General features: G+C 68.9%; 21 protein-coding genes. 9 read left to right on the plus strand and 12 right to left on the minus strand.

All coding sequences use genetic code 11. The features are described from left to right. Positions 1-54 precede the first annotated feature (54 nt). Positions 55-1,464, plus strand: a complete 1,410-nt coding sequence (ahcY, locus tag MYL53_RS14825) for an adenosylhomocysteinase (RefSeq protein WP_247854718.1) — start codon at positions 55-57, stop codon at positions 1,462-1,464. Positions 1,465-1,589: 125 nt separating this feature from the next. Here ahcY and MYL53_RS14830 read toward each other — a convergent pair whose 3' ends face one another. Next, complete coding sequence (locus tag MYL53_RS14830) at positions 1,590-1,730, minus strand: hypothetical protein (RefSeq protein ID WP_247854719.1); 141 nt, start codon at positions 1,728-1,730, stop codon at positions 1,590-1,592. A 75-nt stretch (positions 1,731-1,805) separates the two neighbouring features. On the opposite strand from MYL53_RS14830, the gene MYL53_RS14835 reads away from it, so the two are divergent. Next, positions 1,806-2,627, plus strand: coding sequence for a UDP-2,3-diacylglucosamine diphosphatase (locus MYL53_RS14835; RefSeq protein WP_247854720.1), 822 nt, complete (start codon positions 1,806-1,808; stop codon positions 2,625-2,627). Positions 2,628-2,649: 22 nt separating this feature from the next. Here MYL53_RS14835 and MYL53_RS14840 read toward each other — a convergent pair whose 3' ends face one another. After that, positions 2,650-3,195: a TetR/AcrR family transcriptional regulator gene (locus tag MYL53_RS14840; RefSeq protein WP_247854721.1), complete on the minus strand. Its 546-nt coding sequence runs from the start codon at positions 3,193-3,195 to the stop codon at positions 2,650-2,652. Between the two features lie 116 nt (positions 3,196-3,311). Here MYL53_RS14840 and MYL53_RS14845 point away from each other — a divergent pair, with 116 nt between their 5' ends. After that, positions 3,312-3,977, plus strand: a complete 666-nt coding sequence (locus MYL53_RS14845; protein ID WP_247854722.1) for a glutathione S-transferase family protein — start codon at positions 3,312-3,314, stop codon at positions 3,975-3,977. Here the strand turns inward: MYL53_RS14845 and MYL53_RS14850 are convergent. Continuing rightward, positions 3,967-4,899 carry an AEC family transporter gene (locus MYL53_RS14850; RefSeq protein ID WP_247854723.1) on the minus strand — a complete coding sequence of 311 codons (933 nt, stop codon included), beginning with the start codon at positions 4,897-4,899 and terminating at the stop codon, positions 3,967-3,969. The two genes, MYL53_RS14845 and MYL53_RS14850, sit on opposite strands and share 11 nt — an antisense overlap. Before the next feature lie 245 nt (positions 4,900-5,144). Between MYL53_RS14850 and metF the strand changes: the two genes are divergently transcribed. Next, a complete protein-coding gene (metF, locus tag MYL53_RS14855; protein WP_247854724.1) occupies positions 5,145-5,987 on the plus strand; it encodes a methylenetetrahydrofolate reductase [NAD(P)H] in 843 nt (280 codons plus the stop codon). Positions 5,988-6,221: 234 nt separating this feature from the next. Here metF and MYL53_RS14860 read toward each other — a convergent pair whose 3' ends face one another. The 6 genes from MYL53_RS14860 to prlC form a co-directional block, all read right to left on the minus strand. Then, positions 6,222-8,411 (minus strand): TRAP transporter permease, encoded by a 2,190-nt coding sequence (locus MYL53_RS14860; protein WP_247854725.1) that lies wholly within the window; start codon positions 8,409-8,411, stop codon positions 6,222-6,224. Positions 8,412-8,503: 92 nt separating this feature from the next. Next, positions 8,504-9,481, minus strand: a complete 978-nt coding sequence (locus tag MYL53_RS14865; protein ID WP_247854726.1) for a TAXI family TRAP transporter solute-binding subunit — start codon at positions 9,479-9,481, stop codon at positions 8,504-8,506. A gap of 228 nt (positions 9,482-9,709) precedes the next feature. Continuing rightward, positions 9,710-11,422 (minus strand): Na/Pi cotransporter family protein, encoded by a 1,713-nt coding sequence (locus tag MYL53_RS14870; RefSeq protein WP_247854727.1) that lies wholly within the window; start codon positions 11,420-11,422, stop codon positions 9,710-9,712. Between the two features lie 5 nt (positions 11,423-11,427). Continuing rightward, positions 11,428-11,670 (minus strand): YheV family putative zinc ribbon protein, encoded by a 243-nt coding sequence (locus MYL53_RS14875; RefSeq protein ID WP_035597144.1) that lies wholly within the window; start codon positions 11,668-11,670, stop codon positions 11,428-11,430. A 32-nt stretch (positions 11,671-11,702) separates the two neighbouring features. Then, positions 11,703-11,840, minus strand: coding sequence for a YheV family putative metal-binding protein (locus MYL53_RS17375; protein WP_425591763.1), 138 nt, complete (start codon positions 11,838-11,840; stop codon positions 11,703-11,705). A gap of 92 nt (positions 11,841-11,932) precedes the next feature. Next, a complete protein-coding gene (gene prlC, locus MYL53_RS14880; protein WP_247854728.1) occupies positions 11,933-13,981 on the minus strand; it encodes an oligopeptidase A in 2,049 nt (682 codons plus the stop codon). Between the two features lie 107 nt (positions 13,982-14,088). Between prlC and MYL53_RS14885 the strand changes: the two genes are divergently transcribed. The 3 genes from MYL53_RS14885 to MYL53_RS14895 all read left to right on the plus strand — a co-directional run bounded on the left by MYL53_RS14885 (position 14,089) and on the right by MYL53_RS14895 (position 17,021). After that, positions 14,089-15,429 carry a sodium-dependent transporter gene (locus MYL53_RS14885; protein WP_247854729.1) on the plus strand — a complete coding sequence of 447 codons (1,341 nt, stop codon included), beginning with the start codon at positions 14,089-14,091 and terminating at the stop codon, positions 15,427-15,429. 16 nt (positions 15,430-15,445) lie between these two features. Beyond that, the gene (locus MYL53_RS14890; protein ID WP_247854730.1) at positions 15,446-15,994 is read left to right on the plus strand and encodes a gamma carbonic anhydrase family protein; all 549 of its coding nucleotides are present in this window, start codon (positions 15,446-15,448) and stop codon (positions 15,992-15,994) included. Between the two features lie 355 nt (positions 15,995-16,349). Further along, complete coding sequence (locus MYL53_RS14895) at positions 16,350-17,021, plus strand: metal-dependent hydrolase (protein WP_247854731.1); 672 nt, start codon at positions 16,350-16,352, stop codon at positions 17,019-17,021. Here MYL53_RS14895 and MYL53_RS14900 read toward each other — a convergent pair. From MYL53_RS14900 to MYL53_RS14910, 3 genes are read right to left on the minus strand one after another with little or no spacing between them, the layout of a single operon-like run. Beyond that, positions 16,997-18,379 carry a sigma-54-dependent transcriptional regulator gene (locus tag MYL53_RS14900; protein ID WP_247854732.1) on the minus strand — a complete coding sequence of 461 codons (1,383 nt, stop codon included), beginning with the start codon at positions 18,377-18,379 and terminating at the stop codon, positions 16,997-16,999. The two genes, MYL53_RS14895 and MYL53_RS14900, sit on opposite strands and share 25 nt — an antisense overlap. Beyond that, positions 18,372-20,288, minus strand: coding sequence for a sensor histidine kinase (locus tag MYL53_RS14905; RefSeq protein WP_247854733.1), 1,917 nt, complete (start codon positions 20,286-20,288; stop codon positions 18,372-18,374). Before MYL53_RS14905 ends, MYL53_RS14900 begins: the two co-directional genes overlap by 8 nt. A 3-nt stretch (positions 20,289-20,291) precedes the next feature. Next, on the minus strand, positions 20,292-21,065 hold the full coding sequence (locus MYL53_RS14910; protein ID WP_247854734.1) for a GntR family transcriptional regulator: 774 nt from the start codon (positions 21,063-21,065) through the stop codon (positions 20,292-20,294). Positions 21,066-21,457: 392 nt separating this feature from the next. Here MYL53_RS14910 and lldD point away from each other — a divergent pair, with 392 nt between their 5' ends. Continuing rightward, complete coding sequence (gene lldD, locus MYL53_RS14915; protein WP_247854735.1) at positions 21,458-22,618, plus strand: FMN-dependent L-lactate dehydrogenase LldD; 1,161 nt, start codon at positions 21,458-21,460, stop codon at positions 22,616-22,618. Between the two features lie 81 nt (positions 22,619-22,699). Further along, positions 22,700-24,418, plus strand: a complete 1,719-nt coding sequence (locus MYL53_RS14920) for a pre-peptidase C-terminal domain-containing protein (protein ID WP_247854736.1) — start codon at positions 22,700-22,702, stop codon at positions 24,416-24,418. Positions 24,419-24,866 lie beyond the last annotated feature (448 nt).

Below are 24,866 nucleotides of genomic sequence, written 5' to 3' on the forward strand. Positions count from 1 at the left end.
CTCGGCGGGCTGCCTATAGTGAAGGGCACGCTTTTCGTCGAGAAGAGGTGACCCATGAACCAGCCCGCCGTATCCGCCCCGCCGACCACGGACCACAAGGTGGCCGACATCGACCTGGCCGACTGGGGCCGGCGCGAGATCCGCATCGCCGAGACCGAGATGCCGGCGCTGATGGCGATCCGCGACAAGTACCGCGACCGCCAGCCCCTGGCCGGGGCGCGCATCGCCGGCTGCATCCACATGACCATCCAGACCGCGGTGCTGATCGAGACCCTGATCGATCTCGGCGCCACGGTGCGCTGGTCGTCGTGCAACATCTTCTCCACTCAGGATCACGCCGCCGCGGCCATCGCCGCCGCCGGCATCCCGGTGTTTGCCTGGAAGGGCGAGACGGAAGAGGAGTTCTGGTGGTGCATCGAGCAGACCGTGGAGGGCCCCGACGGCTGGGCGCCCAACCTGGTGCTCGACGACGGCGGCGATCTCACCGCGCTGCTGCACGACAAGCGCCCCGAGCTGCTCGACGCCGTCCACGGCATCAGCGAGGAGACCACCACCGGCGTGCACCGGCTGCTGGAGATGGCCCGGGACGGCTCGCTGCGGGTGCCGGCGATCAACGTCAACGACGCGGTGACCAAATCGAAGAACGATAACAAGTACGGCTGCCGACACTCGCTGAGCGATGCCATCAAGCGCGCCACCGACCACCTGCTGGCCGGCAAGCAGGCGCTGGTGGTCGGCTACGGCGACGTGGGCAAGGGCTCGGCGGCCTCGCTTCGCCAGGAAGGCATGATCGTGAAGGTCAGCGAGATCGATCCGCTGTGCGCCATGCAGGCCTGCATGGACGGCTTCGAGGTGGTCTCGCCCTACTCGTGCGGCGTCAACGCCGGCATGCCGAGCATCGACCGCGCGCTGCTGTCGCGCATCGACCTGGTGGTGACCGCGACCGGCAACATCGACGCCTGCGACGCGGCCATGCTCAAGGCCCTCAAGCCCGGCGCGGTGGTGTGCAACATCGGCCACTTCGACAGCGAGATCGACACCGCCTACATGCGCCGCCAGTGGCACTGGGAGGAGATCAAGCCGCAGGTGCACAAGGTCTACCGCGACAGCGACCCCGGCGACTTCGATCCGGGCAGCCGCGACTACCTGATCCTGCTCTCCGAGGGGCGGCTGGTGAACCTCGGCAATGCCACCGGCCACCCGTCGCGGGTGATGGACGGCTCCTTCGCCAACCAGGTGCTGGCGCAGATCCATCTCTATGAGGGGCGCTTCGCCGAGCGCGACGAGGCCGAACGGCGCGCGGCGCTCACCGTCTCGGTGCTGCCGCGCCACCTGGATGAGGAAGTGGCCCGCTACATGGTGGAAGGCTTCGGCGGCGTGGTCACCCGCCTGAGCGAGGCCCAGGCCGAGTACACCGGCCTCGCGCCCGACGGCCCGTTCAAGCCTGACGGCTACCGCTACTAGGTCGGGCTTTGCCCGGAGCCGGAAGAACGCCGCGCCTCGCGGGCTCAAGCTGCAAGAGCGGCGCTTCGCGCCTGGAAGAGGGAAGAAAAACCGCCCCCATGTGCTTGCCATGGGGGCGGTGCTCCTTACGCTGTCTTCCAGCTTCCAGCTTCCAGCTTCCAGCTTCCAGCTTCCAGCTTCCAGCTTCCAGCTTCCAGCTTCCAGCTTCCAGCTTCCAGCTTCCAGCTTCCAGCTTCCAGCTTCCAGCTTCCAGCTTCCAGCGACACGGGATCGTCACCTCGTCGCCCGGGGACTGTCATGCACGGCGGGCATCCTGACCGGGTCACGTCAGGAGAATGCCCATGTCGACGCCCCCTCGCGCGCGAACCCTCTTCGTGTCCGACATCCATCTCGGCACCCGGGACTGCCAGGCCGAGCTGCTGGCCAGCCTGCTGCGCCGGGTACGGCCGGAGCGGCTCTATCTGGTCGGCGACATCGTCGATCTGATCGCCATGCAGAAGCGGGCGGTGCTGCCGCCGGCCCAGCAGCGGCTGGTGGCCAGGCTGCTGCGGCTGGCCCGCGGCGGCTGCGAGATCATCTACATCCCCGGCAATCACGACGCCGCTCTGCGCCGGCTGTGCGGGTTGCGCGTCCATCGGGTGCAGATCGAGCGCCGGGCGATCCACGTCACCGCCGACGGCCGGCGGCTGTTGGTCAGCCACGGCGACGAGTTCGACACCCACGTGCGCATCGCGCCCTGGATGCTGGCGCTGGGCGACGGCATGCACCAGTTCGTGCTGGCGCTCAACCGCTGGTGCAACCGCGCCCGGGGCGTGCTGGGGCTGCCGTACTGGTCGCTGGCCAGCGCGCTCAAGCGCCGGGTCGGCGCGGCCCAGCGCTACGTCGCCCAGTTCGAGCAGGCCGCCCTGCATCAGGCGGCCCGGGAGGGGCTCGACGGCTACGTCGGCGGCCACATCCACAAGGCCGGCTTCCGCGCCCGGGACGGCGTGCTCTACTGCAACGACGGCGACTGGGTCGAGCACTGCACCGCACTGCTCGAGACCCCGGACGGCGCGCTGCGGCTGATCGACTGGCGGGGCGAGCTGATCGAGCGCGAGCCGCTCGTCGACGCTCCGACCGTGCCCGAGGGCGCGGGCCTGGTCGGCGCCAGCCGGGTGCCCTGAGAGGGGCTAGCCGCTGTGGGCGTCAGGTTTCCGCGACGCCGGCGAGCGCCCGACAGGCTTCGAGCACTTCGTCGGCCAGGGCGTCGTCCTCGAGGGCGCGGGCAATCGCCATCCCGCCGATCATGGTCACGGCCTGATGGATGGCCTGCCGACGCGCCGTCATGTCTTCCCCGTCCGTCTGGCAGCGATCGACGAAGCTGCGGAACAGCCGCGTGTAGGTCTCGCGTACCCGCGTCTCCTGCCGGGTCACGTCGCTGACGAGGCAGGCCAGCGGACAGTTGATCTCCTCCCCGGCTCGATGCGCGTCGCTCAGGTAGCCCAGCACGCGCTCCCTGGCGCTCGCTTCCTCCAGGCGTGGAACATTGGCCTGGGCGGCATGGTGAAGCGCCTCGGCGTAGAGCGCCTCCTTGGCAGTGAAGTGGGCGTAGAAGGCGCCGCGGGTCAGGCCGGCCTGACGCATCACGTCATCGATGCTGGCGCCGGCGAATCCATGCCGGGTAAACAGGATGGCCGCCGCATCGAGGATGCGGCGGCGGGTTCTGGCTTTATGGTTATCGCTCCAGGGCATAGGGAGAGTCTCCTTGAAGGCAGGACGGCAGGGTGACACGCGGCCACTATATGTTCTTGAACATATGGTAGGGCGGGCTAGCCTGTCAGCGTTCCCCATCGAAGGAGTGATCCCGCATGAGCGCTTCCGTGCATATCGTCGGCCCCCAGTTCAGCACCTTCGTGCGCAGCGTCCAGCTGTGCTGCGAGGAAAAGGGCGTCCCCTACTCCCTGGGCGTGGAGGCCGACGGCAGACCGCTGGCGATGCATTCCCCCGAGCACCTGGCGCTGCATCCCTACGGCAAGGTGCCGGTCCTGCTGCACGGCGAGCGCCGGCTGGTCGAGACGCCGAGTATCTGCCGCTACCTGGATGCGGCGTTCGGCGGGGCGGCCCTACAGCCCGACGATCCCTGGGAGAGGGCGCGGGTCGACCAGTGGACCGGCCTGCTGGCGGGCTACGTGGACCAGGCCCTGGTGCGCCGCTATCTGCTGGAGTTCGTGTTTCCGAATGGCGAGGGCGGTGCCGTGCGCGAGGAGGCCGTCGCCGCGGCACGCCCCGAAGTGGCGCGGGCGCTGGAGGTGCTGGAGGCGCCGCTGGCCGAGGGCGACTACCTGGTGGGTGAGGCGTTTTCCGTGGCCGATGCCATCGCTGCCCCGATGCTCGACTATCTCGCGGGCATCGAGGACGCCGAGGCCCTGCTGGCCGACTCGCCCCGCGTCTCGGCCTACCTCGAGCGGTTGAGGGCCCGGCCGTCCGCGGCGAGCGTGCTGGTGGCGCCGGACCTGAGCGTGCTCAGCCGCTGATCAGCGGCAGCATCCAGCCGAGATAGAACGGGATCAGCAGCGGGGCGGCGAGGGTGGTGAGCAGCACGGCCAGGGCGCCCTTCTCCGGCGCCATGCCGAGCTCCATGGCCACCACCACCACGTTGGCGGCCATCGGCACCACGCCGATCAGCAGCAGCGCCGTGGCCAGTGCGGGCGACAGGCCGGCCGTGGCCTGCAGCGCCAGCACCGCGCCCAGCGCCAGCAGCGGCCAGAAGACGTAGCGCACCGCCACGCAGGCGCCGATGAAGCGCCAGTCGAACTGGCGTATCGAGACCCGCCCCAGCGTCATGCCGATGATCATCATGCCGAGCAGGGTGTAGGCGGGCGGGAAGACCTCGAGCCCCTCCATCACCGCGTCCGGCACCTCGAGCCCGGCGCCCTCCACCAGCAGTGCCGCCAGAAAGGCGTAGATCAGCGGCAGGCGCAGGATCTTGGTCAGGCTCTCGCGCACCGCGAAGCGGCCTCGGGCGCTGAGATAGAAGCCCAGGGTGAACTCGTAGAGGGTCACGCCCAGCACGCCGAACAGGTACAGCGTCACGCCCTCCGGCGGCAGCAGCACCAGCGCCACCGGCAGGCCGAAGTAGCCGGTGTTGCCGGTGCCGGCGGAGAAGGCCAGCACCGCGCCTTCCTCGCCGGGCAGGGCGCGCCGGGCCATCGCACTGACCAGCAGTGCCACCAGGCAGGCGGCGGCGTACAGCGAGGCGGTGATCAGCAGGTAGGCCGGGGTCGGCCCGCCGAGGATCAGGCCGCGGAAGAAGGTCAGCGGGGCGATCAGGTAGATCAGCAGGGTGGCGATGGGGCGCGGATCGACGGCCAGCCGCCGGGCCGCCAGCCAGCCCAGGCCGACGAAGGCCAGCAGCGTCCACAGCGGGCCCATCAGGGTATCGGGATCGAGGCTCATGCGTCGTCGTCTTCCTTGTCGAGCGGGGCCTCATGATGCCCGCTCGGGCCGGGCCTGTCAGGCGACCGCGGCGGGCATCTGGAGTCTCAGTCATGAAGATACCGGATTCCACATGAATGGAATCGATACAGGACCGACGAAACTTTCATTGGTCGGCGCGCCGCCGGCTGGCCACAATAGTCGCATTCATTTGCCGCCCGTCGCCGGCGCGGCTCCTTCACCGCTCCATCAAGAGGACTGGATCGATGAGCGCACAAGAGCACCCGCTGGGTATCAGCTTCGAATTCTTCCCGCCCAACACCGAGGCCGGGCGCGACAAGCTGATGCAGACCCGCGATGCCCTGGCCACCCGTGGCCCGCGCTTCTTCTCCGTCACCTACGGCGCCGGCGGCTCGACTCAGCATCGTACCACCGACACCGTGCGCATGGTGCGCGAGTCCGGTTTCACCACCGCGCCGCACCTGTCCTGCATCGGCAGCGAGAAGGCCGCGCTGCGCGACCTGCTGGCCCAGTACCGCGAGGAAGGCATCGACAGCCTGGTGGCCCTGCGCGGCGATCTGCCCTCCGGCATGGGCGGCATCGGCGAGCTGCGCTACGCCAACGAGCTGGTCGAGTTCATCCGCGAGGAGACCGGCGACCACTTCAACATCGCCGTGGCCGCCTATCCGGAGACCCATCCCCAGGCGCCGAACTTCGACCGCGACGTGGAGAACTTCGCGCGCAAGATGAAGGCCGGGGCGAACCTCGCCATTACCCAGTACTTCTTCACTGCCGACGCCTACTTCCACTTCGTCGAGCGGGCCCGCGCGCTGGGCGTCGAGGCGCCGATCGTGCCCGGCATCATGCCGATCACCAACTACACCAAGCTGGCGCGCTTCTCCGATGCCTGCGGCGCCGAGATCCCGCGCTGGATCCGCAAGCAGCTCGAGGCCTACGGCGACGACAGCGCATCCATCGCCGCCTTCGGCGAGGACGTGATCTCGCGGCTCTGCCAGCGCCTGCTCGACGGCGGCGCGCCGGGACTCCACTTCTATACGCTCAACCAGGCCGAGCCCACGCTGCGGGTGGTGGACAACATCTGCGGCTGAGCCGATGGTGCAGCGTGATGAATGAGAAGGGCCCTGCCAGCGATGGCAGGGCCCTCTTGTTTTCCGGCTCGTGTGATGCCGGCGCATCGGCGGCCCGTCTCCTGAACCAAGCTGTCTCCTGAGGAGCCGCGAGCCGTGTCGGCAAGGCGCCCGTGCCCGGTGATGCGATCAACGTAAAAGGGCCCGCCAGTGGCGGGCCCTTTGTCCATCGGGGCATCGGCAGAGCCGTTGGCGTCAGTTCGACGCCGCCGTGCTCGGCGTGCCGCCGCCGTGGCGGCCGCGCTGCATCAGCAGCAGCGCCGCGCCGATGGCGAGACCGGCCACGTCGGTGACGATGCCGCCGTAGATCATGCACAGCGCGCCGACCAGCATCGCCAGCCGCTGCCACTGCTTCACCGGGCCGAAGAACCAGGACTGCACGGTGGCCGACAGCAGCACGATGCCGAGGGTGGCGGTCACGCCGACCCGCAGGATCTGCAGCCAGGAGCCTTCCATCAGCATCGCCGGGCTGTAGAAGAACATGAACGGCACGATGAAGGCGGCCAGGCCGATCTTGAACGAGGCCACCGAGGTGCCCATGGCGTTGTCCCCGGAGATGCCCGCCGCCGCGTAGGAGGCCAGTGCCACCGGCGGAGTGATCGCCGAGACCACCGCGAAGTAGAACACGAAGAAATGCGCCACCAGCGGCTGGATGCCGATCTCGATCAGGCCGGGAGCGACCACCGAGGCGGCCACCGCGTAGGCGGCCGTGGTCGGCATGCCCATGCCCAGCAGGATCGAGATGCACATGGCGAAGAACAGCGCCAGCAGCTGACTGACGCCGGCCAGGCCGAGAAGCAGCGAGGAGAAGCGCGCGCCGACGCCGGTCAGGGCGATGACGCCGACGATCAGGCCGGCGCAGGCGCACACGGCGATGATCTGGATGGCCATGGTGCCGGCCAGCTGCAGCGCCCGCAGGATCGCCATCGGGCCCATCTTGTTGGGCGAGATCCAGCTCACCACGGCGGCCGAGGCGGTGGCCAGGGTGCCGGCGCGGATCACCGAGTAGCCCATGAACAGCGCGGCGATCAGGATGATGATCGGGGCGAACAGATAGACCTGCTTGACCAGCTTCGAGAACAGCGGGATCTCGTCCTTGCGCATGCCGCGCATGCCCTTGCGAGCGGCCTCGAAGTCGACCATGCAATAGATCGACAGGAAGTAGAGGATGGACGGAATCAGCGCGGCCACGGCGATCTCGGTGTACGGGATGCCGGTGACCTCGGCCATGATGAAGGCGCCCGCGCCCATGATCGGCGGCATGATCTGCCCGCCAGTGGAGGCGGCGGCCTCGATCGCGCCGGCGCTGCGGGCGGGGTAGCCCACCTTCTTCATCAGCGGGATGGTCAGCGAGCCGGTGGAGACCACGTTGCCGGCGCTGGTGCCGTTGATCATGCCCATCAGGCCGGAGGCGAAGATCGACACCTTGGCCGGGCCGCCGCGGGCGCGGCCGGCGGCGGCGAAGGCGAAGTTGACGAAGTAGTCGCCGACCTTCGAGGCCTGCAGGAAGGCGGCGAAGATGATGAACAGGATGATGTAGGTCGAGGACACCGCGGTGGTCGGGCCGAGCACGCCGGCGTCGGTGTAGACCTGGCTGAAGAAGCGGCCCACCGAGAGGCCCGGATAGCCGAGGAAGCCCGGCAGGTAGGGGCCGGCGAACACGTAGGCCAGGAACACGGCGGCGATGACCACCAGCGCCAGGCCGGCCACGCGGCGGGTCAGCTCGAGGATCAGTGCCGCGCCGGCGATGGCCGCGTAGGAGATGCCCATGGGCGCGAAGGGCGTGCCGGTGGAGGCGCGCAGTGGGCTGTTGAACATCACCAGCAGGTAGCCGGCGCTGGCCATGGCGCAGACCATCAGCACCAGGTCGGCCGGCGACAGGCGGTGGCGATACTGGCGGAAGCTCCACGACAGCACGATGGCCGCGGCGGTGGCCAGCATCAGCGGGTAGCCATAGTGGAAGGCCTCGACCTCGGGGGCGATGCGCATGGCGCCGCCGCTCAGGGTGTTCTGCATCATGAACACCTGGAACAGCGCGTAGCCCGCGGGAATCAGCAGTGCATAGGCTAGCCAGCCCAGCCAGGCGGGCGAGCGGGCACGGCCGTCTTCGGCGAAGCGGGTGCCTGCATAGAGGCCGTAGCCGAGAATCAGCGCGCCGCAGATGTGCACGATGCGGAATGACCAGGTCTCCATCGGATAGAGGTTGAGCGAGATCAGATGGAAGCTGGAGTAGGCGATGGCAATGGCGGCGAACAGCAGCCACTGCCAGCCGGTGTAGAGGCGGCGGTTGGATTCCACCGCGTCGTCGTCGACGCCCTCGGCGACGACGGGAGTGACCTCCTCGTCGTCACGCTCGGCGTGACGGGGATCGTGATGCTGGGACATGGGAGTCACCCTCGGGGAACAGGCGATGAGGCTTGGGATGCTTCGAGCGACCCCGCGCCGGGGCGGCGCGGGGTCGCGGAACGGTCAGTGGATCAGAGCTGCTGGTCTTCCGGAATCTCGTAGCCGTTTTCCTCGTACCAGCGCACGGCGCCGGGGTGGAACGGCAGCACGGTGTTGTACTTGATGTTCTCCGGCACGCTGAACTGAGCGCTGCGGTGGATGTCGCGCATGCGGTCGTTGTTTTCCATGCTCAGCTTGGTGATCTCGTAGACGAAGTCCTCGGGCAGATCACAGCCACCGATGGTGAAGTTCCACATGGAGACCGCCTGGGCATCTTCCTCGAGGGTCTGGTAGGTGCTGGCCGGGATCTGGAACGGCGAGACCGGGAAGGCGTCGACGATCTGTTGCTGCTCTTCCTCGGTGAACTCGATGATGTTGACGTCGGTCTGCACCTCGAGCTGGCTGACGGCCGGTACCGGGATCCCCGCGGCGAAGGCGATGACGTCGATCAGGCCGTCCTGCAGCTGGCCGCCGAGGTCGTTCCAGCCGCCGTTGCGACGCTCGAAGTCCACGCCCAGCTCCTCGAGGATCTTCGGGAAATAGGTGTCGGAGGTGGAGGCCGCCGGGCCGAAGCCGATGGTGGCGCCGTCGGGGATGTCGGAGATCGACTCGATGCCGCTGTCGGCCAGGGTGGTGACTGAGAACGGCGTCTCGTACATCGGGAACAGCGCACAGACGTTGTCCATCGGCACGCCGGGGGCCAGCGGGCTCTGGCCGGCCTTCGCCTCGGCGGCCGGACCCATGGTGGTCAGGCCCAGGGCCAGCTCGCCGGTGTGCACCAGCGCCAGGTTCTGGTTGGGGCCGCCGGTGACCTCTCCGCCGCCGGAGAGACCCAGCTCGTCGGCGATCATGTTGGCCCAGCCGGAGCCGTAGACGAAGTAGGTGCCGCCTTGGCTGGCGGTGCCCACGGTGAAGCTTTCCGGCCATTCGCTGCGATCGGCCTGGGCGCTGCCGGCGATCAGCATGGCGCCGGCCAGGGTGCTGGTGAGGATCCGGGTGGTGGTGGACATGGCGTTTCTCCCGTCGGGATTGTTCATTGTGGTCGGTCCGAACGGATGGTGCTCGGGCCCGCTTGCGACGTCCAGATAACAGCAAGGGTTGTTCCACAACGGGAAAACTTTCTTTATTTCATAAAGTTAAAAAATAGTGTTGCGACAAAGGTCGAATCTCGTCAGGCGGGGAATTTCCGGAAATTCGCACATGATGCCTCCAGCTTTGTGCGGAATTCCGCACATGGATCAGCGAATGGCATCCGGCGGGCTCAGCGCCTCCAGCAGCCGGCTGGCCTGATGCAGGTCGTTCATCAGCGAGGAGGCCTGCCAGGCGTCGAGCCGCTGCCGGCGCAGGCGTTCGGCCAGCTCGTGCTGCCAGTGGCGGCGGGTCTCCTCCAGCGCGCCGCCGGCCTGCGGGCTTTCCGGGGCGTTGGCCAGCCGGTTGAGGCCCTCGGCGACCGCCATGCGCAGATCGTCGTGGGCCTCGCGCAGCGGGCTGTCCGGCGCGGCGTGGCGCAGCAGGCTGCGCTGCAGCACCTCGCCGAAGCGCACCGCCTCGACCAGCCGCAGGCTGCGCTCGTAGAGGACGTTGAGCCGCGCCTCCTGCGACTCGGTGAGCGGCACGTCGATGCGGGCGTAGAAGTCGAGGATCTCCGCCAGCAGCGGCTTGATGCGCTCGTGATAGCGGGCGTTGACCGAGGGCCAGGCGTCGGGGGCGATCACGGCCCGGGCCGCCTCGCGGTCCGGCGGGTGGCCGATCACCTCGGCGCTGGGCATCAGGATCGCCGCACACAGCAGGTGATAGGCGCGCCGCTCCAGGCGCCGCGCCTCCTGCTCCATGGCCGCCACGGCGGTATCGGCGTGCTCCAGGGCGGTGTCGTCCAGATAGCGGGCCTGGGCCGGGTCCTGGCGCGCGGGGTCCGGAATCCAGCGCTCCAGCCACCCGGCCAGGCGGGGAATCCACGGCAGCATCAGCAGGATGCCGAGGCCATTGAACAGGGTGTGGAACAGCGCCAGCTTCAGCGTCCAGTCATCTTCGGGGATGCCGAACAGGCCGGCCAGGGCGTCCACCAGCCAGGCCAGCGGCAGCAGCAGGGCCAGGGCCACGCAGGCGGTGATCAGGTTAAAGATCACATGCGCCCCGGCCAGCCGGCGCCCGGCGCTGCCCGCGCCCAGGGCGCCCATCAGGGCGGTCACGGTGGTGCCGACGTTGGCGCCGATGGCGATGGCCAGCGCCGGCAGATAGGGCAACTGCCCCGAGGCCAGCGCGGTGAGGACGATCAGCAGGGTGGCGTGGCTCGACTGCATCACCACGGTGGCGACCACGCCGAACAGCACGAACAGCGGCCAGTGCCATACGCGTTCGCCGGTCAGGCCGCTCAGCGACAGGCCGTCCTGCCAGGCCTCGAAGCCCAGCTTCATGAAGTCGATGCCGAGAAACAGCAGCCCCACGCCGAGCAGCAGGGTGGCGATGCCGGCGCGGGCGCCCTGCAGCACCCGCCCGCCGATCAGTCCCAGGGCCAGCAGCGGCATGGCGTAGCTGGCCAGGTCGATCTTGAGGCCGAAGGCGGCGATCAGCCAGGCGCCGGTGGTGGTACCGAGGTTGGCGCCGAAGATCAGGGCGATGGCGCCGGGCAGGGCGACCAGCCCGGCGCCGACGAAGGACATCGCCAGCAGGGTGACCAGCGAGCTGGACTGGACCAGGGCGGTGGTCAGCGCGCCGACGCCGATGGCCCGCAGCGGGCTGCGGGTGGCGTCATGCAGCCAGCGGTCGAGGGTGCCGCCGGAGAGGCGCTTGATGGCGTCTTCCAGATGGGTCATGCCCCACAGGAAGACGCCCAGGCCGGCGGCCAGGGTGGCCAGGTCGATGCGCGCCACCAGCAGGGCGGCGGCCGCGGCCAGGCCGAGCGCCTCGAGCACCCGACGAGGGGGAACCAGCGGGCGGGCCGCGGCGAACACGGGGCTCAGCCCTTGGGGTCGAGGATCTTCACGGTCTGCAGGTCGTCGGCCTGCGGTTCGCTCGGCTCGCGATTGACTCGGGTCTCGAGCTCGGGCATCGCCTGTTCCTCGATGGGCAGCTGCTCGAAGAAGTCGCAGCTCACGCACTCGCGGTAGCGGATGCCGTGCTGCTCCCAGCTGCGGATGCGGTCCATCTCGGCGCAGCGCGGGCAGATGGCGCCGGCGATAAAGCGTTTCTGGGTGGCCATGAGGGCCTCCTGAAGAATTCGGTGTGACGTGTTCAAGCGATGCGGATGCGCTGCCACTCTACCTCGGCGCAGCGCGGGCAGATGGCGCCGGCGATAAAGCGTTTCTGGGTGGCCATGAGGCCTCCTGGGAATCGATGAGTGTGGCGTCTTGCGGGACGTCGTGCCGTCATTCTAACCGACACGGCGCGCCGGAGTGGTGGCGCGCCGTGCCGATGATGTCGCTCAGGGGGCTGTCTCGGGCCGCTTTTCTCAGGCGGCTTTCTCAGGCCGCCCGGATGCCGCTATGGCGCAGCAGCGGCTCGACGCTGGGCTCGCGGCCGCGGAAGGCGCGGAACAGCGCCGCGGCGTCGCGGGACCCGCCGCGCTCGAGGATCTCGGTGCGGAAGCGGCGGCCGGTCTCGGGGTCGAAGATGCCGGCCTCCTCGAAGGCGCTCCAGGCATCGGCGGACAGCACCTCGGCCCACTTGTAGCTGTAGTAGCCCGCCGCATAGCCGCCGGCGAAGATGTGGCCGAAGCCGTTCTGGAAGCGGTTGAAGGCCGAGCGCGGCACCACCGAGACGGCGTCGCGCACTTCGTCGAGCAGAGCCTGGATGTCGGCGGCGGAGGGCGCGGCGGCCTCGCGGTGCAGGCGGAAGTCGAACAGCGAGAACTCGAGCTGGCGCACCATGCCCATCGCCGACTGGAAGTTCTTGGCCGCCAGCAGCTTGTCGAACAGTGCCGCCGGCAGCGGCTCGCCGGTGTCGACGTGGCCGGCGATCAGGTCGAGGCCCTCGCGCTCCCAGCAGTAGTTCTCCATGAACTGGCTGGGCAGCTCCACCGCGTCCCAGGCCACGCCGTTGATGCCGGAGATGTCGGCGACGGTCTGGCGGGTCAGCATGTGGTGCAGGCCGTGGCCGAACTCGTGGAACAGGGTGGTGACCTCGTCGTGGGTCAGCAGCGCCGGCCGGTCGCCCACCGGGCGGGTGAAGTTGCAGGTCAGGTAGGCGACCGGCAGCTGCAGCGCGTCGCCCTCCAGGCGCCGCACCCGGCACTCGTCCATCCAGGCGCCGCCGCGCTTGCCCTCCCGGGCATAGAGGTCGAGATAGAAACCGGCGATCGGCGCGCCTTCGTCGAGGATGCGGAAGTAGCGCACGTCGGGATGGTAGCGCGGGGCGTTCTCGTCTTCCTCGAAGGTCACGCCGTAGAGCCGCTCGACCACCTGGAACAGGCCGTCGACCACCCGCGGCGCGGGGAAGTAGGGGCGCAGCTGCTCCTGGGAGATGGCGAAGCGCGCCTCGCGCAGCTTCTCGCTGGCGTAGCCCACGTCCCAGGGCTCGAGGGCGGCCAGGCCCAGCTCGTCGCGGGCGAAGGCGGCCAGCTCGGCGAACTCCTCGCGGGCCTGGGGCACGGCGCGCTCGGCCAGGTCGTCGAGGAAGCCGATCACCTGCTCCGGGGACTCGGCCATCTTGGTGGCCAGCGAGTAGTCGGCGTAGGTGGCGAAGCCCAGCAGCTCGGCCAGCTCGCGGCGCAGCGCCAGGGTCTCCTCCATCACCGGGGCGTTGTCGAACTCGCCGGCGTTGGGGCCTTCGTCGGAGGCGCGGGTGACGAAGGCGGTGTAGACCTCGCGGCGCAGCTCGCGGTCGTCGGCGTGGGTCATCACCGGCAGGAAACTGGGGAAGTCCAGGGTGATGCGATAACCCTCGCGGCCCTTGGCCTCGGCGTTGGCGGCCAGCGTGGCCAGCGCGCTCTCGGGCAGGCCGGCCAGCCTGTCGGCGTCCGGCAGGTCCAGGTGCCAGGCCTGGGTGGCGTCCAGCAGCTGGTTGGAGAAGGTGTTGGCCAGGCTCGACAGCCGCGACTGGATCTCGCCGTAGCGGCGCTTCTGCTCAGGCGGCAGGTCGACGCCGGCCAGGCGGAAGTCGCGCAGGGCGTTGTCGACGGTGCGGCGCTGGCCCTCGTCGAGCTCGGCCCAGGCCGGGCCGTCCTTGAGCGCCTGCCAGGCGCGGAACAGGCCCTCGTGCTGGCCGAGCCAGGTGCTGTAGTCGGAGAGCAGGCCGAGGCTGGTCTCGTAGGCCTGACGCAGCGCCTCGTTGTTCATGGTGCCGTTGAGGTGCGAGACCGGGGACCAGGCCCGCGACAGGCGGTCGTTCAGGGCCTCCAGCGGCGCGGCCAGGGTCTCCCAGCGGGGCGTTTCCCGCTCGGCCCGGGCCACCAGATCCTCGATGGCCTCGCGGTTCTCCGCCAGCAGCGTCTCGATGGCCGGCACCACGTGCTCGGGATGGATCTCGGCGAAGGGCGGCAGCGTGTGGGCGTCGAGCAGGGGATTCGTGGACATGCGCACCTCGGATGGAAAGGGAAACAGCTGTTAGATGCGGGCGGCCGGGCCGGGTTTCAATGTGCTAGGCTTGGCGCCTTTTGCAACTGCAGGCCGGAGACGAGGCGATGAACGAGACCCTGGAGCGCTGGAGCAGCCGCCGCGCCTTTATCCTGGCGGTGACCGGGGCCGCGGTGGGGCTGGGCAACATCTGGCGCTTTCCCTATATCACCGGCGAGAACGGCGGCGCCATCTTCCTGCTGCTTTACGTGGCCTTCGTGGCGCTGCTGGGCCTGCCGGTGATGATGGCCGAGATCCTGATCGGCCGCGCCGGCCGCCGCAGCCCGATGCAGTCGCTGAGCCACCTGGCGGCCCAGTCCGGCCATAGCCGTCACTGGCGCTGGCTGGGGCTGTTCGGCGCCTTCACGGTGTTCTGCATCCTGTCCTTCTATTCGGTGGTCTCCGGCTGGTCGATCGAGTTTCTCGTCTCGTCGATCAACGGCGACTTCGTCGGCCAGAGCGCCGCCCAGGTCGGCGCCGGCTTCGACGACTTCCTCGCCGATCCCGGCCGCATGACCTTCAACCACACCCTGTTCCTGGCGATGACCATGCTGGTGGTGGCCGCCGGGGTGACCAAGGGCCTGGAGCGGCTCAACAACCTGCTGATGCCGCTACTCTACCTGCTGCTGCTGGTGCTGGCCGGGCACGCCGCCACCACCGACGGCTTCGGCCCGGCGCTGGCCTGGCTGTTCACCCCGGACCTGTCGGCGATCACCCCCTCGGTGCTGATCGCGGCCATGGGCCACGCCTTCTTCACCCTGGCGGTGGGCGCCTGCGCACTGATGGCCTACGGCGCCTACATGCCGGACCACCAGAGCCTGCCGCGGGCCGCGCTCGGGGTGGCGGTGCTGGACATCACCGTGGCGCTGCTGGCCGGCATCGCCATCTTCTCGGTGGTGTTCGCCCAGGGCATGGACCCGGCCGAGGGGCCGGGGCTGATGTTCGTGACCCTGCCGGTGGCCTTCGCCGACCTGCCGTTCGGCGCCTTCTGGCTGTCGCTGTTCTTCCTGCTGCTGCTGCTGGCCACCTGGACCTCGTCGATCAACCTGGCCGAGCCGATGGTCGCCACCCTGCAGGGCTGGGGGCTGAAGCGTGGCCAGGCCGCCGCCGTGGTGGGCGTGACTGTGTGGCTGGTCGGCCTGCTGTCGGTGCTGTCGTTCTCGTCGCTGGCCGACTTCAAGGTGCTGTTCGGCATGAATGTCTTCGAGCTGGTGACCACGGTGCCGCCGGAGATCTTCCTGCCGGTCGGCGGCGCCCTGATCGCGGTGTTCGCCGCCTGGGTGCTGCCCGAGGTGGTGGCGCTGCGGGCGCTCGACGCCGGCCCCACCGGCTTTCGCGTATGGCGCACCACGGTGCGCTGGGTGTCGATTCCGCTGACGCTGGTAGTATTGATCTCCGGACTGATCTGACCACGGGAGCTGTGTGATGAGCGAAGCCAAGACCCTGAGGCCCTGGAAGGGCACGAGCCCGCAGCTGGGCGAACGCGTCTACATCGACCCGGCCTGCACGGTGCTGGGCGACGTGGTGCTGGGCGACGACTGCTCGGTGTGGCCGATGGCGGTGATCCGCGGCGACATGCACCGCATCCGCATCGGGCAGCGGGTGAGCATCCAGGACGGCAGCGTGCTGCATATCACCCACGCCAGCGACTTCAACCCCGACGGCTTCCCGCTGACCGTCGGCGACGACGTCACCGTCGGGCACAAGGCGATCCTCCACGGCTGCACCCTGGGCAACCGCATCCTGGTGGGCATGGGCGCCATCGTGATGGATGGCGTGGTGGTCGAGGACGAGGTGATCATCGCCGCCGGCGCGGTGGTGCCGCCGGGCAAGCGCCTGGAAGGCGGCCACGTCTACGCCGGCAACCCGGCCAAGGCGCTGCGCCCGATCAAGGACAAGGAACGCGCCTTCTTTCCCTATACCGCCGGCAATTACGTCAAATTGAAGGACGAGTATCTGGCGGCCGAAGAGTGATGGGCTGTGGCTCCGAGCGAGCGCTGGCTCGGGGCTCAGAGTCATCCGGCGAGGACACGCATGAATACGTCCCTGTAGCTCCCGGCGCCCTGCAGCGCTCTCGCATCCTGCTCCGCTTGCAGGACCGGTGCTGGCCATCCATGGCCAGCCCGTTTGGAGGAATCCTCCTCACCCATGGTGCAGGAGGTCCTCGTCGGATGACCCGTCGCCCCTTGTCCTGTCTGAGGACCGGACCTGGGGAGGCAGCGTGACCTCAATGATGTGCAATAAAGGCGTAACCCGCCAACCGCTTGTTTTCTTTGGTCATGCCGAGCGCTAAACTGATGTTTTATCCAGTCAGTGAGGCGCCGCGGGCATGGCCGACTTCCGAACCCACCTCGGCGTGGCCGCGACCCTGGGCGCGGTGGTCGCCCACGGCGGCTGGCAGGCCGGGCTGTGGGCGTTCGCCGAGGGCCTGCCGGTGCTGGCGCTGATCACCTTCGGCGGCATCCTCCCCGACATCGACGCCGACCGCTCCAAGGCGATCCGTCTGATCTTCAACCTGCTGGCGATTCCCGCCGTGGTCGCCGGGGCGTTGTGGCTGCAGGGACGGCTGGACCCGGGGCCGCTGATGGTGGCCTGTGGCGGCATCTATCTGGGCGTGCGCTATCTGGGCGGGGCGCTGTTCTGTCGCTTCACCGTGCATCGCGGCATCTGGCACTCGCTGCTGGCGGCGGCGCTGTGCGGGCTGACCGTCACCGCGCTCAGCCATCACCTGTTCGCGCTGCCCGACCGGCTGGCCTGGATCTACGGTGGGGCCCTGTCGATGGGCTTCGTGATCCATCTGCTGCTCGACGAGATGTACAGCGTCGATCTCACCGGGGCGCGCCTCAAGCGCTCCTTCGGCACCGCGCTCAAGCCCTTCGACTGGCGCCAGCCCGGCAACTCGCTGGCCATGCTGGCGGTGATCGTGAGCCTCTCTCCCTGGCTGCCGCCGTGGCGGCCGCTGGTCGATCTGGTGGCTCAGGGCTCGGCGTTCTGGCGGTAGTTTTCGGCCTTCAGGCCGTGCTTCTTCAGCTTGTCGTAGAGCGTCTTGCGCGGCACGTCCAGGGCGTCGCAGACCTCGCTGACGCGGCCCTGGTGGCGAGCCAGTGCCTGGCTGATCAGGCTCTTCTCGAACAGCTCCACCTGTCGCGGCAGCGGCAGCTCGCCGCCCTCGTTCTCGCCGCCTTCCAGCAGCGCCTCCAGCCGGTAGTCGCAGGTCACGCCCAGCAGCACGTAGCGCTCGGCGAGGTTGCGCAGCTCGCGCACGTTGCCGGGCCAGTCGTGGGCCAGCAGCGCCGAGGTGCCGGCGGCATCCAGCGGCGGTGCCTCCAGACCGCTGCGATTGGCGGCCACCACCGCGAAGTGCTGGAACAGCAGTGGAATGTCTTCGCGGCGCTCGCGCAGCGGCGGGATCGGCAGCGTCACCACGTTGAGCCGGTAGTAGAGGTCCTCGCGGAAGTCGCCGGCCTCGGCGGCGGCCTTGAGGTCGACCTTGGTGGCGGCGATCACGCGGATGTCGAGGGGGACCGCCTGGTTGGAGCCCAGCCGCTCGATGCTGCGCTCCTGCAGCACCCGCAGCAGCTTGACCTGCAGAGACAGCGGCATCGACTCGATCTCGTCGAGGAACACGGTGCCGCCCTGGGCGTGCTCGAACTTGCCGATGCGCCGCTCCACGGCGCCGGTGAAGGCGCCCTTCTCGTGGCCGAACAGCTCCGACTCGATGGTGCTTTCCGGCACCGCGCCGCAGTTGATGGCGACGAAGGGGCGGCCGCCGCGCAGGCTGCGCTCGTGGATGGCGCGGGCCACCAGGTCCTTGCCGGCGCCGGTCTCGCCGAACAGCAGCACGTCGGCCTCGACCTGGCTGATGCGCTGGACCATCGAGGCCAGCCGCTGGATCACCGGCGTGCGGCCGACCAGCCGCGGGCCGGGCGCCGACTGCTGGGCCTCGAGTTCGGCCTTGAGAGTGCGGTTCTCGAGGCTCAGCCGGCGCTTTTCGATGCCGCGGCGTACCACCTCGACCAGGTGCTCGCCGGCGAAGGGCTTCTCGAGGAAGTCCCAGGCGCCGTCGCGCATCGCCGCCACCGCGGTGGAGACGTCGCCGTGGCCGGTGATCAGCACCACCGGCAGGTCGGGGTCACGGTCGCCTATCTCGCGCAGCAGCGCCATGCCGTCCATGCCGGGCATGCGGATGTCGCTGATCACCACGCCGGGGAAGTCCGGCGTCAGCGCCGCCAGAGCATCCTCGGCGCGCTCGAAGGCCCGGGGCGCATAGCCGGCCAGCTCCAGGGTCTGGCCGGCGGTGATGCGCAGGTGCGCCTCGTCGTCGATGATCATCACCGGGGTCGCCGGGGACTCATGCATGGGATTGCCGCTCCTCGCTGGATGCCGGGGTGTCGGTGCCCGCGTCGCGGGGCAGGGTGATGGTGAAGCGAGCGCCGCCCTCGGCGCCGTTGGCGACCTCCAGGCGGCCGCCCAGGTCGTCGATGATACGCGCCGAGATCGACAGGCCCAGCCCCAGGCCGCTGCCGGCGGCCTTGGTGGTGTAGAAGGGTTCGAAGATGCGCGACAGCCGGTCCTCGGCAATGCCGGGGCCGTTGTCGGCCACCGCCAGGCGTACCCGGTCGCGCTCGGCGGCGATGTCGAGGGTCAGCCGCGGCGACGGCGTCTCGGCCATGGCCTGCAGGGCGTTGCCGATCAGGTTGACCAGCACCTGCTCGAGGCGCACCGGGTCGGCGCGCACCCAGAGTTCGTCGTCGGGCCAACGGCGTTCCACCGCCACGTCGCCCTCGCCGAGCCGGGCCTGGAACAGCCGCAGGGCGTAGTCGAAGCAGGAGGGCGCCGAGACGGCGGTCAGGCTGTCGCCGCTCTTGCGCGAGAACTGGCGCAGCTGGGCGCTGATCTCGGCCATGCGCTCGGTGAGCTCGACGATCTGGCCGAGGTTGGCGTCGGCGGCCTCGCTGCGGCTGCGGGCGATGAAGGCGCGGGCGTTCTCGGCGTAGGCGCGGATCGCCGCCAGCGGCTGGTTGAGCTCGTGGTTGATGCCGGCGGCCAGCTGACCGAGCACCGCCAGCTTGGCGGCCTGGACCAGCTCGTCGCGGGTCTCGCGCAGGCGCTGCTCGGCCAGGCGGCGCTCCTCGATCTCGTCAGACAGGCGCCGGTTGGTGGCGGTCAGGTCGCGGGTGCGCGCCTCGACGTGGCGCTCCAGTTCGTCGCGGGCCCGGGCCAGGGTGCGGCGTTCGCGCTCGGCGAACCGTTCGCGCTCGCGGCGCAGGCGCCGCCGCTGCCAGCCGATGCCGCCGCCCAGCGCCACCAGGCCGTAGAGGCCGCCGGCCAGCGCCGCCGCCAGCCACTGGGCGTCGACCACCGGGGTGAGCGGCTTGAGGATATGCATGTCCCAGCCGAAGCCCGGCACCGGCCGGGTCAGGCTCAGGTAGCGCTCGTCGACCAGCGGGCCGTCGGTGAAGTCCACCAGCCTGGCGCGCTCGCCGCGTCGTTCGAGTTCGCGCAGGCCAGTGGGCGGCAGCGGTTCGTCGCCGTAGCGCCGCGAGGCGTGCAGGGCCTCGAGCTCGGCCGCCTCGAGGGGCTCGATGGCGGTGAGCCTCAGCTCCGGCCGGCTGGCCATGAACACCACGCCGTCATCGTCGGTGACCAGCAGTTCGGCGTCCTGTTCGGCCCAGCTGTCCTCGACGGCGTGCAGCAGCACCTTGAGCACCATCACGCCGTCGGGTCGGGCGTTCGGCGCGGTGTCGTCGAGCCACACCGGGGCCGAGAAGTAGTAGCCGCGCTCCTGGGAGCGCAGGCCGAGGCCGAAGAAACGCCCCTTCTGGCCCTGCATGGCCTGCTGGTAATAGCGTCGGAAGCGGTAGTTCTCGCCGATGAAGGTGCTCTCGCGGTGCCAGTTGCTGGCCGCCAGAGTGTCGCCGAAGCGGTCGAGCAGGTAGATGTCGGAGACGTCGGCGGTGGCGCGGAAGCGGTCGAGCAGGCGGTTGAGCGGCATCGGGTCCTGCTGGGCAGGTGTCGCCAGGAAACGCTTCACGGCCTCCCGCGAGGCCAGCAGTTCCGGCAGGTAGTCGTGACGGGACAGGTGCCCGGTGAGGCCGGCCACCGACAGGCGCAGCTCGTTCTCGGCGTCGTCGCGCAGCGCCTGTAGCGCCTGTTCGCGGGCGACCTGGGCGGTCTGCCACAGGCACAGCGCCAGGCCGGCCAGCCCGGCCAGCGCCAGCAGCAGGCGCAGATAGCGTCGGCGGGGGAGCGGTGAGGCGGTCGTCATGCGTCAGGCATCGGGCGTCGGCATGGACTGGGCGCGACGTAGCGAGCGCTGGGCGCGCGTCTCGGCGCGAGCCGCGGCCAGCAGGTTTTCCTCGACGTAGACCAGGTGGTCGTGGGCGCAGGCGCGGGCCTCTTCGGCGCGGCCCTGGAGGATGGCGTCGAGCAGCGCGCGGTGCTGGGTCATCAGTCGCTCGCGGGCGTCGGGCTTGGCGAACAGCTGCTCGAGGTTTTCCACGATGCTCTTCTCGAGCAGGTGGAAGATGCCGCGGATGGTGTGCAGCAGCATCACGTTGTGCGCGGCTTCGGCGATGGCCAGGTGGAAGGCGGCGTCGGCCTTGGCCTCCTCGGCCGGGTCCTGGGCGACGAAACGGGCCTCGAGCTCCTCGAAGCGCTGCAGCAGCACCGCCTTGTCGGTGGGCGTGGCGCGCAGCGCGGCGTAGTAGGCGGAGAGGCCTTCCATGGCGTCGCGGAACTCGAGCAGGTCGAGGTGGAATTCGCCGTGGCGCGATAGCATCTCCAGCAGCGGGTCGCTGTAGCCGCTGTGCAGGTCCTCGGTGATGTAGGTGCCGCCGCCCTGGCGACTGTGCAGCAGTCCGCGGGCGGCGAGCTTCTGGATCGCCTCGCGCAGCGAGGGACGCGAAACGCCGAAGCGCTCGGCCAGTTCGCGCTCCGGCGGCAGACGCTGGCCGGGCTTGAGGCTGCCCTCTAGGATCAAGGCTTCGAGGCGTTCGGTGATCACGTCGGCGAGGCGCGGCTGGCGCAGGGGTTGGTAGGACATGGCGGTGTTCCTGAGCGCGAGGTCTGTCGGCGCATGGTAGCGTCATTCAATTGGTATTACCAATATCATGCGTTTTTCGTCGCACGATGTTGTGCTGGTTTTTCAAGGGCTTGTGGATCGCTGCTTAGTGATTAATACCAAGGTATTAGCGTCTTTTGCGCCCGGAATTTTGACACCCTCTTGGCCGGGCCATAGGGTGCGGTAACCAGTCGATGTCAATTGGTTTGACCAATCATGGGGCGCGAGGCGACAGTCGCCCCGTGTCTGCCGAAGCGCCGCCCGACTGGAGACGTTATTTGCGCCGCGTGCGCCCGCGTCGATGGCCTTCGAGCCCTCGTCGCGCCGGCCCGTCGGCCGTTTCTCGATCGCTCATCCATTGTACAGGGCTCGCCATGATCATCTCCGCCGCCACGGACTATCGCCAGGCCGCCAAGCGCCGCATCCCGCCGTTTCTCTTTCACTACGCCGATGGGGGCGCCTATGCCGAGCACACGCTCAGGCGCAACGTCGAGGACCTCGGCGAGATCGGCCTGCGCCAGCGCGTGCTGAAGGACATGTCCTCGCTGTCGCTGGAGACCGAGCTGTTTGGCGAGTCCATGGCCATGCCGGTGGCGCTGGCGCCGGTGGGGCTGGCGGGCATGTATGCCCGGCGGGGCGAGGTGCAGGCGGCCAGGGCCGCGGCTGGGAAGGGCATTCCGTTCACGCTGTCCACGGTGTCGGTATGCCCTATCGGTGAAGTCGCCTCGGCCGTGGATCGCCCCATCTGGTTCCAGCTCTACGTGCTGAAGGATCGCGGCTTCATGAAGCATGTGCTGGAGCGGGCCAAGGCCGCGGGCGTCAAGACGCTGGTCTTCACCGTCGACATGCCGGTGCCCGGGGCGCGCTACCGCGATGCCCACTCCGGCATGAGCGGCAAGCACGGCGGCATCCGCCGCATGCTGCAGGCCATGACGCGTCCGTCCTGGGCCTGGGACGTGGGCCTTCACGGTCGTCCCCATGACCTGGGCAACGTGTCCGACTACCGCGGCCAGCCGACGGAGCTCGAGGACTACATCGCCTGGCTCGGCAACAACTTCGATCCCTCCATCTCGTGGAAGGACCTGGAGTGGATCCGCGAGTTCTGGGACGGCCCGATGATCATCAAGGGCATCCTCGATCCCGAGGACGCTCGCGATGCCGTGCGCTTCGGCGCCGACGGCATCGTGGTTTCCAACCATGGCGGCCGTCAGCTCGATGGCGTGCCGTCCTCCGCCCGTGCGCTGCCGGCCATCGCCGATGCGGTGAAGGGTGAGCTGGCCATTCTGGCCGACTCCGGCATCCGCAACGGGCTCGACGTGGTGCGCATGGTCGCCATGGGCGCCGACAGCGTGCTGCTGGGGCGTGCCTTCGTCTATGCACTGGCCACCGCCGGCGAGGCGGGGGTGGCTCACCTGCTCGAGCTGATCGACAAGGAGATGCGCGTCGCCATGACGCTGACCGGCGCGCGCACCATCGCTGACCTCGGGCCGGACTCGCTGGTGACGGAGGCGCGTCTGCACGGGGGCGCTGCCTGATATCTCGAGGCGTCACGTTTTCCGCTATAGTGCGGCTGTCCCGCGGAGGCGGGGCACCGTCACTTCGTAGGGAGACAATACGTGGACACCCAAGGAATTCGGACTCTCAGTGCCTCATCGGGACGCCTGCTGGCGGGTCTGGTCGGGCTGACCTTGCTGGCCGGCTGCAGCGACGACGAGACGCGTTTCGTCTCGGCGCCGGAGGTAAAGGCCGGTAACAGTATCGAAGGCGAGCTGACCTCGACCAGCCCGGTCAATCTCGACAGCGGCACGCGCTACTCGGCGCACTGGCTGTGCGGCAGCGCCGATGCCAAACGCTATCGCTATACGCTGGAGGCGCCGTTTGCGGCGACGCTGACGGCCTTCGACGACGAAGGGCACTGGCTGGGAGCGGCCGAGAGCGGTCCCGGCGGCGAGTCGGCGCTGCTGCTGAGTGCGCCGGAAGCGCAGCGCTGCAACCTGGTCGTCGTCAACGGCAGCAGCGGCGGCGCCTTCGGCCCCTACACGCTCGCGGCGGAAGCGGCCGACGAGGCCGATACCCTGACGCCAGACCAGCCGCTGATCGGCCAGCTGAAAGATGGCGGGGCCGAATACTCGCTCAGCCTGGACGCGCCCGCGCATCTCAATCTGGCGCTGTCCGGCGCGGAAGGTCTCGACATGCGGCTCCTCGGCGAGGACGTGAGCCAGCGGGCCGAGTCCTGTGCGCCGGGCGAGCTGCGCCTCGATGCCTATCTGGAGCCCGGCGACTATCGCGTCCAGCTGGGGCAGGCGCCCAAGCCCAATGTGGCCGCCACCGAGTGCGCCAGCCACCTGCTGAGCACCGGCGGCGTCTACCAGCTGCTGGCCTCGCAGCGCGATCTCTCCGAAGGGCGCCGCAACGGCGGGCCGCTGCGCGATGGCGATCGCATCACCGGCAACCTCGAGGCGGGCGCGCCGAACGCCTATGCCCTGCATCTCGATGCGCCCTCCGAGGTGGTCCTGGATCTTGGGTCGGCGGACTTTGATACCGTGCTGCGCGTGACCGGCGACGGCACCGATGTCAGCAACGACGACACCGGCAGCGGCACCGACTCGCGCGTTCAGACGGTGCTGATGGCGGGCGACTACCGCGTCGAAGTGAGCAGCTACGATGGCAATCCCGGTGAGTATCGGCTGGAGATGCGGCGCGGCGAGTTCGACGGCGAATTCCGCAATGACGGGGCCATCGCCGCGGGTGAAGAGGTTCGCGGGCAGTACATCGGCGTCGGTGAGAACCGCTATCGCTTCACCGTCGAGGAAACCGCCGAGGTCAACCTGGCGCTCGACTCGCTGGACTTCGACCCGATGCTGCATCTTCAGGGCAATGGCGTCGATATCAGCGACGACGACAGCGGTGGTGATCGTAATTCGCTGATCAATGCCGTGCTGGAACCCGGCGACTATACCCTCGAAGTGCAGAGCTATAGCGGTAGCGGCGTCTATACCCTGAGCGCGGAGTCGTCGCCTTTCGAGGGGCGCATGAGCGACGGCGGCGAGATCGCGCCGGGCGAGACGGTCTTCGGCCGGCTGACGCCTGGCGGCCGGCTCTCCTACCGGCTGGTGGTTGACGAGTCGCGCGAGGTCACCCTGGAGAGCACCTCCAGTGCGGTGGATACCGTGATGCAGCTGACCGGCAAGGGCGTCGACGAGCAGAACGACGATGCCCCCGATCTGGGGCTCGGCTCTCGGATCACCAAGCGCCTGGAGCCCGGCAGCTACGATATTGATATTCGCGGCTTCGGCAGCGGTGTCGGCATGGTGCGCCTGTCTATCGGTGAATGACGAGGCAGCGGAGGCGTCGCTCCGGCGACGTCTCCGCTACCGTCGGGCAGGTGCTGAAAATAGTCCTTGCGTCGCGGCGGGAGAATCCGTAAAGTACGCATCCGCTGCCGGCGACGGGCAACGTTGCAGGCGGTGATGAGTGGTAGAAGCACTTGTTTTTCTTGAGGTTTTTCGAAGGTTGTCGAAAACGCTCGATTGACAGGTCCGCCGGAAACGGTAGAATGCTCACCGCTCGATCGGACATCGCTTCAGACGCTGGAGTCGATCGCTCGGTCATCCGCTTCGCTTCCTCGGAGGCTTGAAGATCACCGGTTGACACGACGCGCCGATCACGTAGAATACGCCTTCCTCGCAGGGCGCCGGCCGAACGGCCAGGCAGATGCGAGACGCTCTTCTCTTCGTTGAGTCGAGCTGCTCTTTAACAATCGATCAGATAATTCATGTGGGC

The sequence above is a fragment of the Halomonas getboli genome, from assembly GCF_023094245.1.
Classification (GTDB): Bacteria; Pseudomonadota; Gammaproteobacteria; order Pseudomonadales; family Halomonadaceae; genus Halomonas; species Halomonas getboli.

What these genes read in the sequence shown, in the direction of transcription:
- ahcY (WP_247854718.1), top strand. Translation starts at nt 55, where the DNA reads ATGAACCAGCCCGCCGTATCCGCCCCGCCGACCACGGACCACAAGGTG.
- MYL53_RS14835 (WP_247854720.1), top strand. Translation starts at nt 1,806, where the DNA reads ATGTCGACGCCCCCTCGCGCGCGAACCCTCTTCGTGTCCGACATCCAT.
- MYL53_RS14840 (WP_247854721.1), bottom strand. Translation starts at nt 3,195, where the DNA reads ATGCCCTGGAGCGATAACCATAAAGCCAGAACCCGCCGCCGCATCCTC.
- MYL53_RS14845 (WP_247854722.1), top strand. Translation starts at nt 3,312, where the DNA reads ATGAGCGCTTCCGTGCATATCGTCGGCCCCCAGTTCAGCACCTTCGTG.
- MYL53_RS14850 (WP_247854723.1), bottom strand. Translation starts at nt 4,899, where the DNA reads ATGAGCCTCGATCCCGATACCCTGATGGGCCCGCTGTGGACGCTGCTG.
- metF (WP_247854724.1), top strand. Translation starts at nt 5,145, where the DNA reads ATGAGCGCACAAGAGCACCCGCTGGGTATCAGCTTCGAATTCTTCCCG.
- MYL53_RS14860 (WP_247854725.1), bottom strand. Translation starts at nt 8,411, where the DNA reads ATGTCCCAGCATCACGATCCCCGTCACGCCGAGCGTGACGACGAGGAG.
- MYL53_RS14865 (WP_247854726.1), bottom strand. Translation starts at nt 9,481, where the DNA reads ATGTCCACCACCACCCGGATCCTCACCAGCACCCTGGCCGGCGCCATG.
- MYL53_RS14875 (WP_035597144.1), bottom strand. Translation starts at nt 11,670, where the DNA reads ATGGCCACCCAGAAACGCTTTATCGCCGGCGCCATCTGCCCGCGCTGC.
- MYL53_RS17375 (WP_425591763.1), bottom strand. Translation starts at nt 11,840, where the DNA reads ATGACGGCACGACGTCCCGCAAGACGCCACACTCATCGATTCCCAGGA.
- prlC (WP_247854728.1), bottom strand. Translation starts at nt 13,981, where the DNA reads ATGTCCACGAATCCCCTGCTCGACGCCCACACGCTGCCGCCCTTCGCC.
- MYL53_RS14885 (WP_247854729.1), top strand. Translation starts at nt 14,089, where the DNA reads ATGAACGAGACCCTGGAGCGCTGGAGCAGCCGCCGCGCCTTTATCCTG.
- MYL53_RS14890 (WP_247854730.1), top strand. Translation starts at nt 15,446, where the DNA reads ATGAGCGAAGCCAAGACCCTGAGGCCCTGGAAGGGCACGAGCCCGCAG.
- MYL53_RS14895 (WP_247854731.1), top strand. Translation starts at nt 16,350, where the DNA reads ATGGCCGACTTCCGAACCCACCTCGGCGTGGCCGCGACCCTGGGCGCG.
- MYL53_RS14900 (WP_247854732.1), bottom strand. Translation starts at nt 18,379, where the DNA reads ATGCATGAGTCCCCGGCGACCCCGGTGATGATCATCGACGACGAGGCG.
- MYL53_RS14905 (WP_247854733.1), bottom strand. Translation starts at nt 20,288, where the DNA reads ATGACGACCGCCTCACCGCTCCCCCGCCGACGCTATCTGCGCCTGCTG.
- MYL53_RS14910 (WP_247854734.1), bottom strand. Translation starts at nt 21,065, where the DNA reads ATGTCCTACCAACCCCTGCGCCAGCCGCGCCTCGCCGACGTGATCACC.
- lldD (WP_247854735.1), top strand. Translation starts at nt 21,458, where the DNA reads ATGATCATCTCCGCCGCCACGGACTATCGCCAGGCCGCCAAGCGCCGC.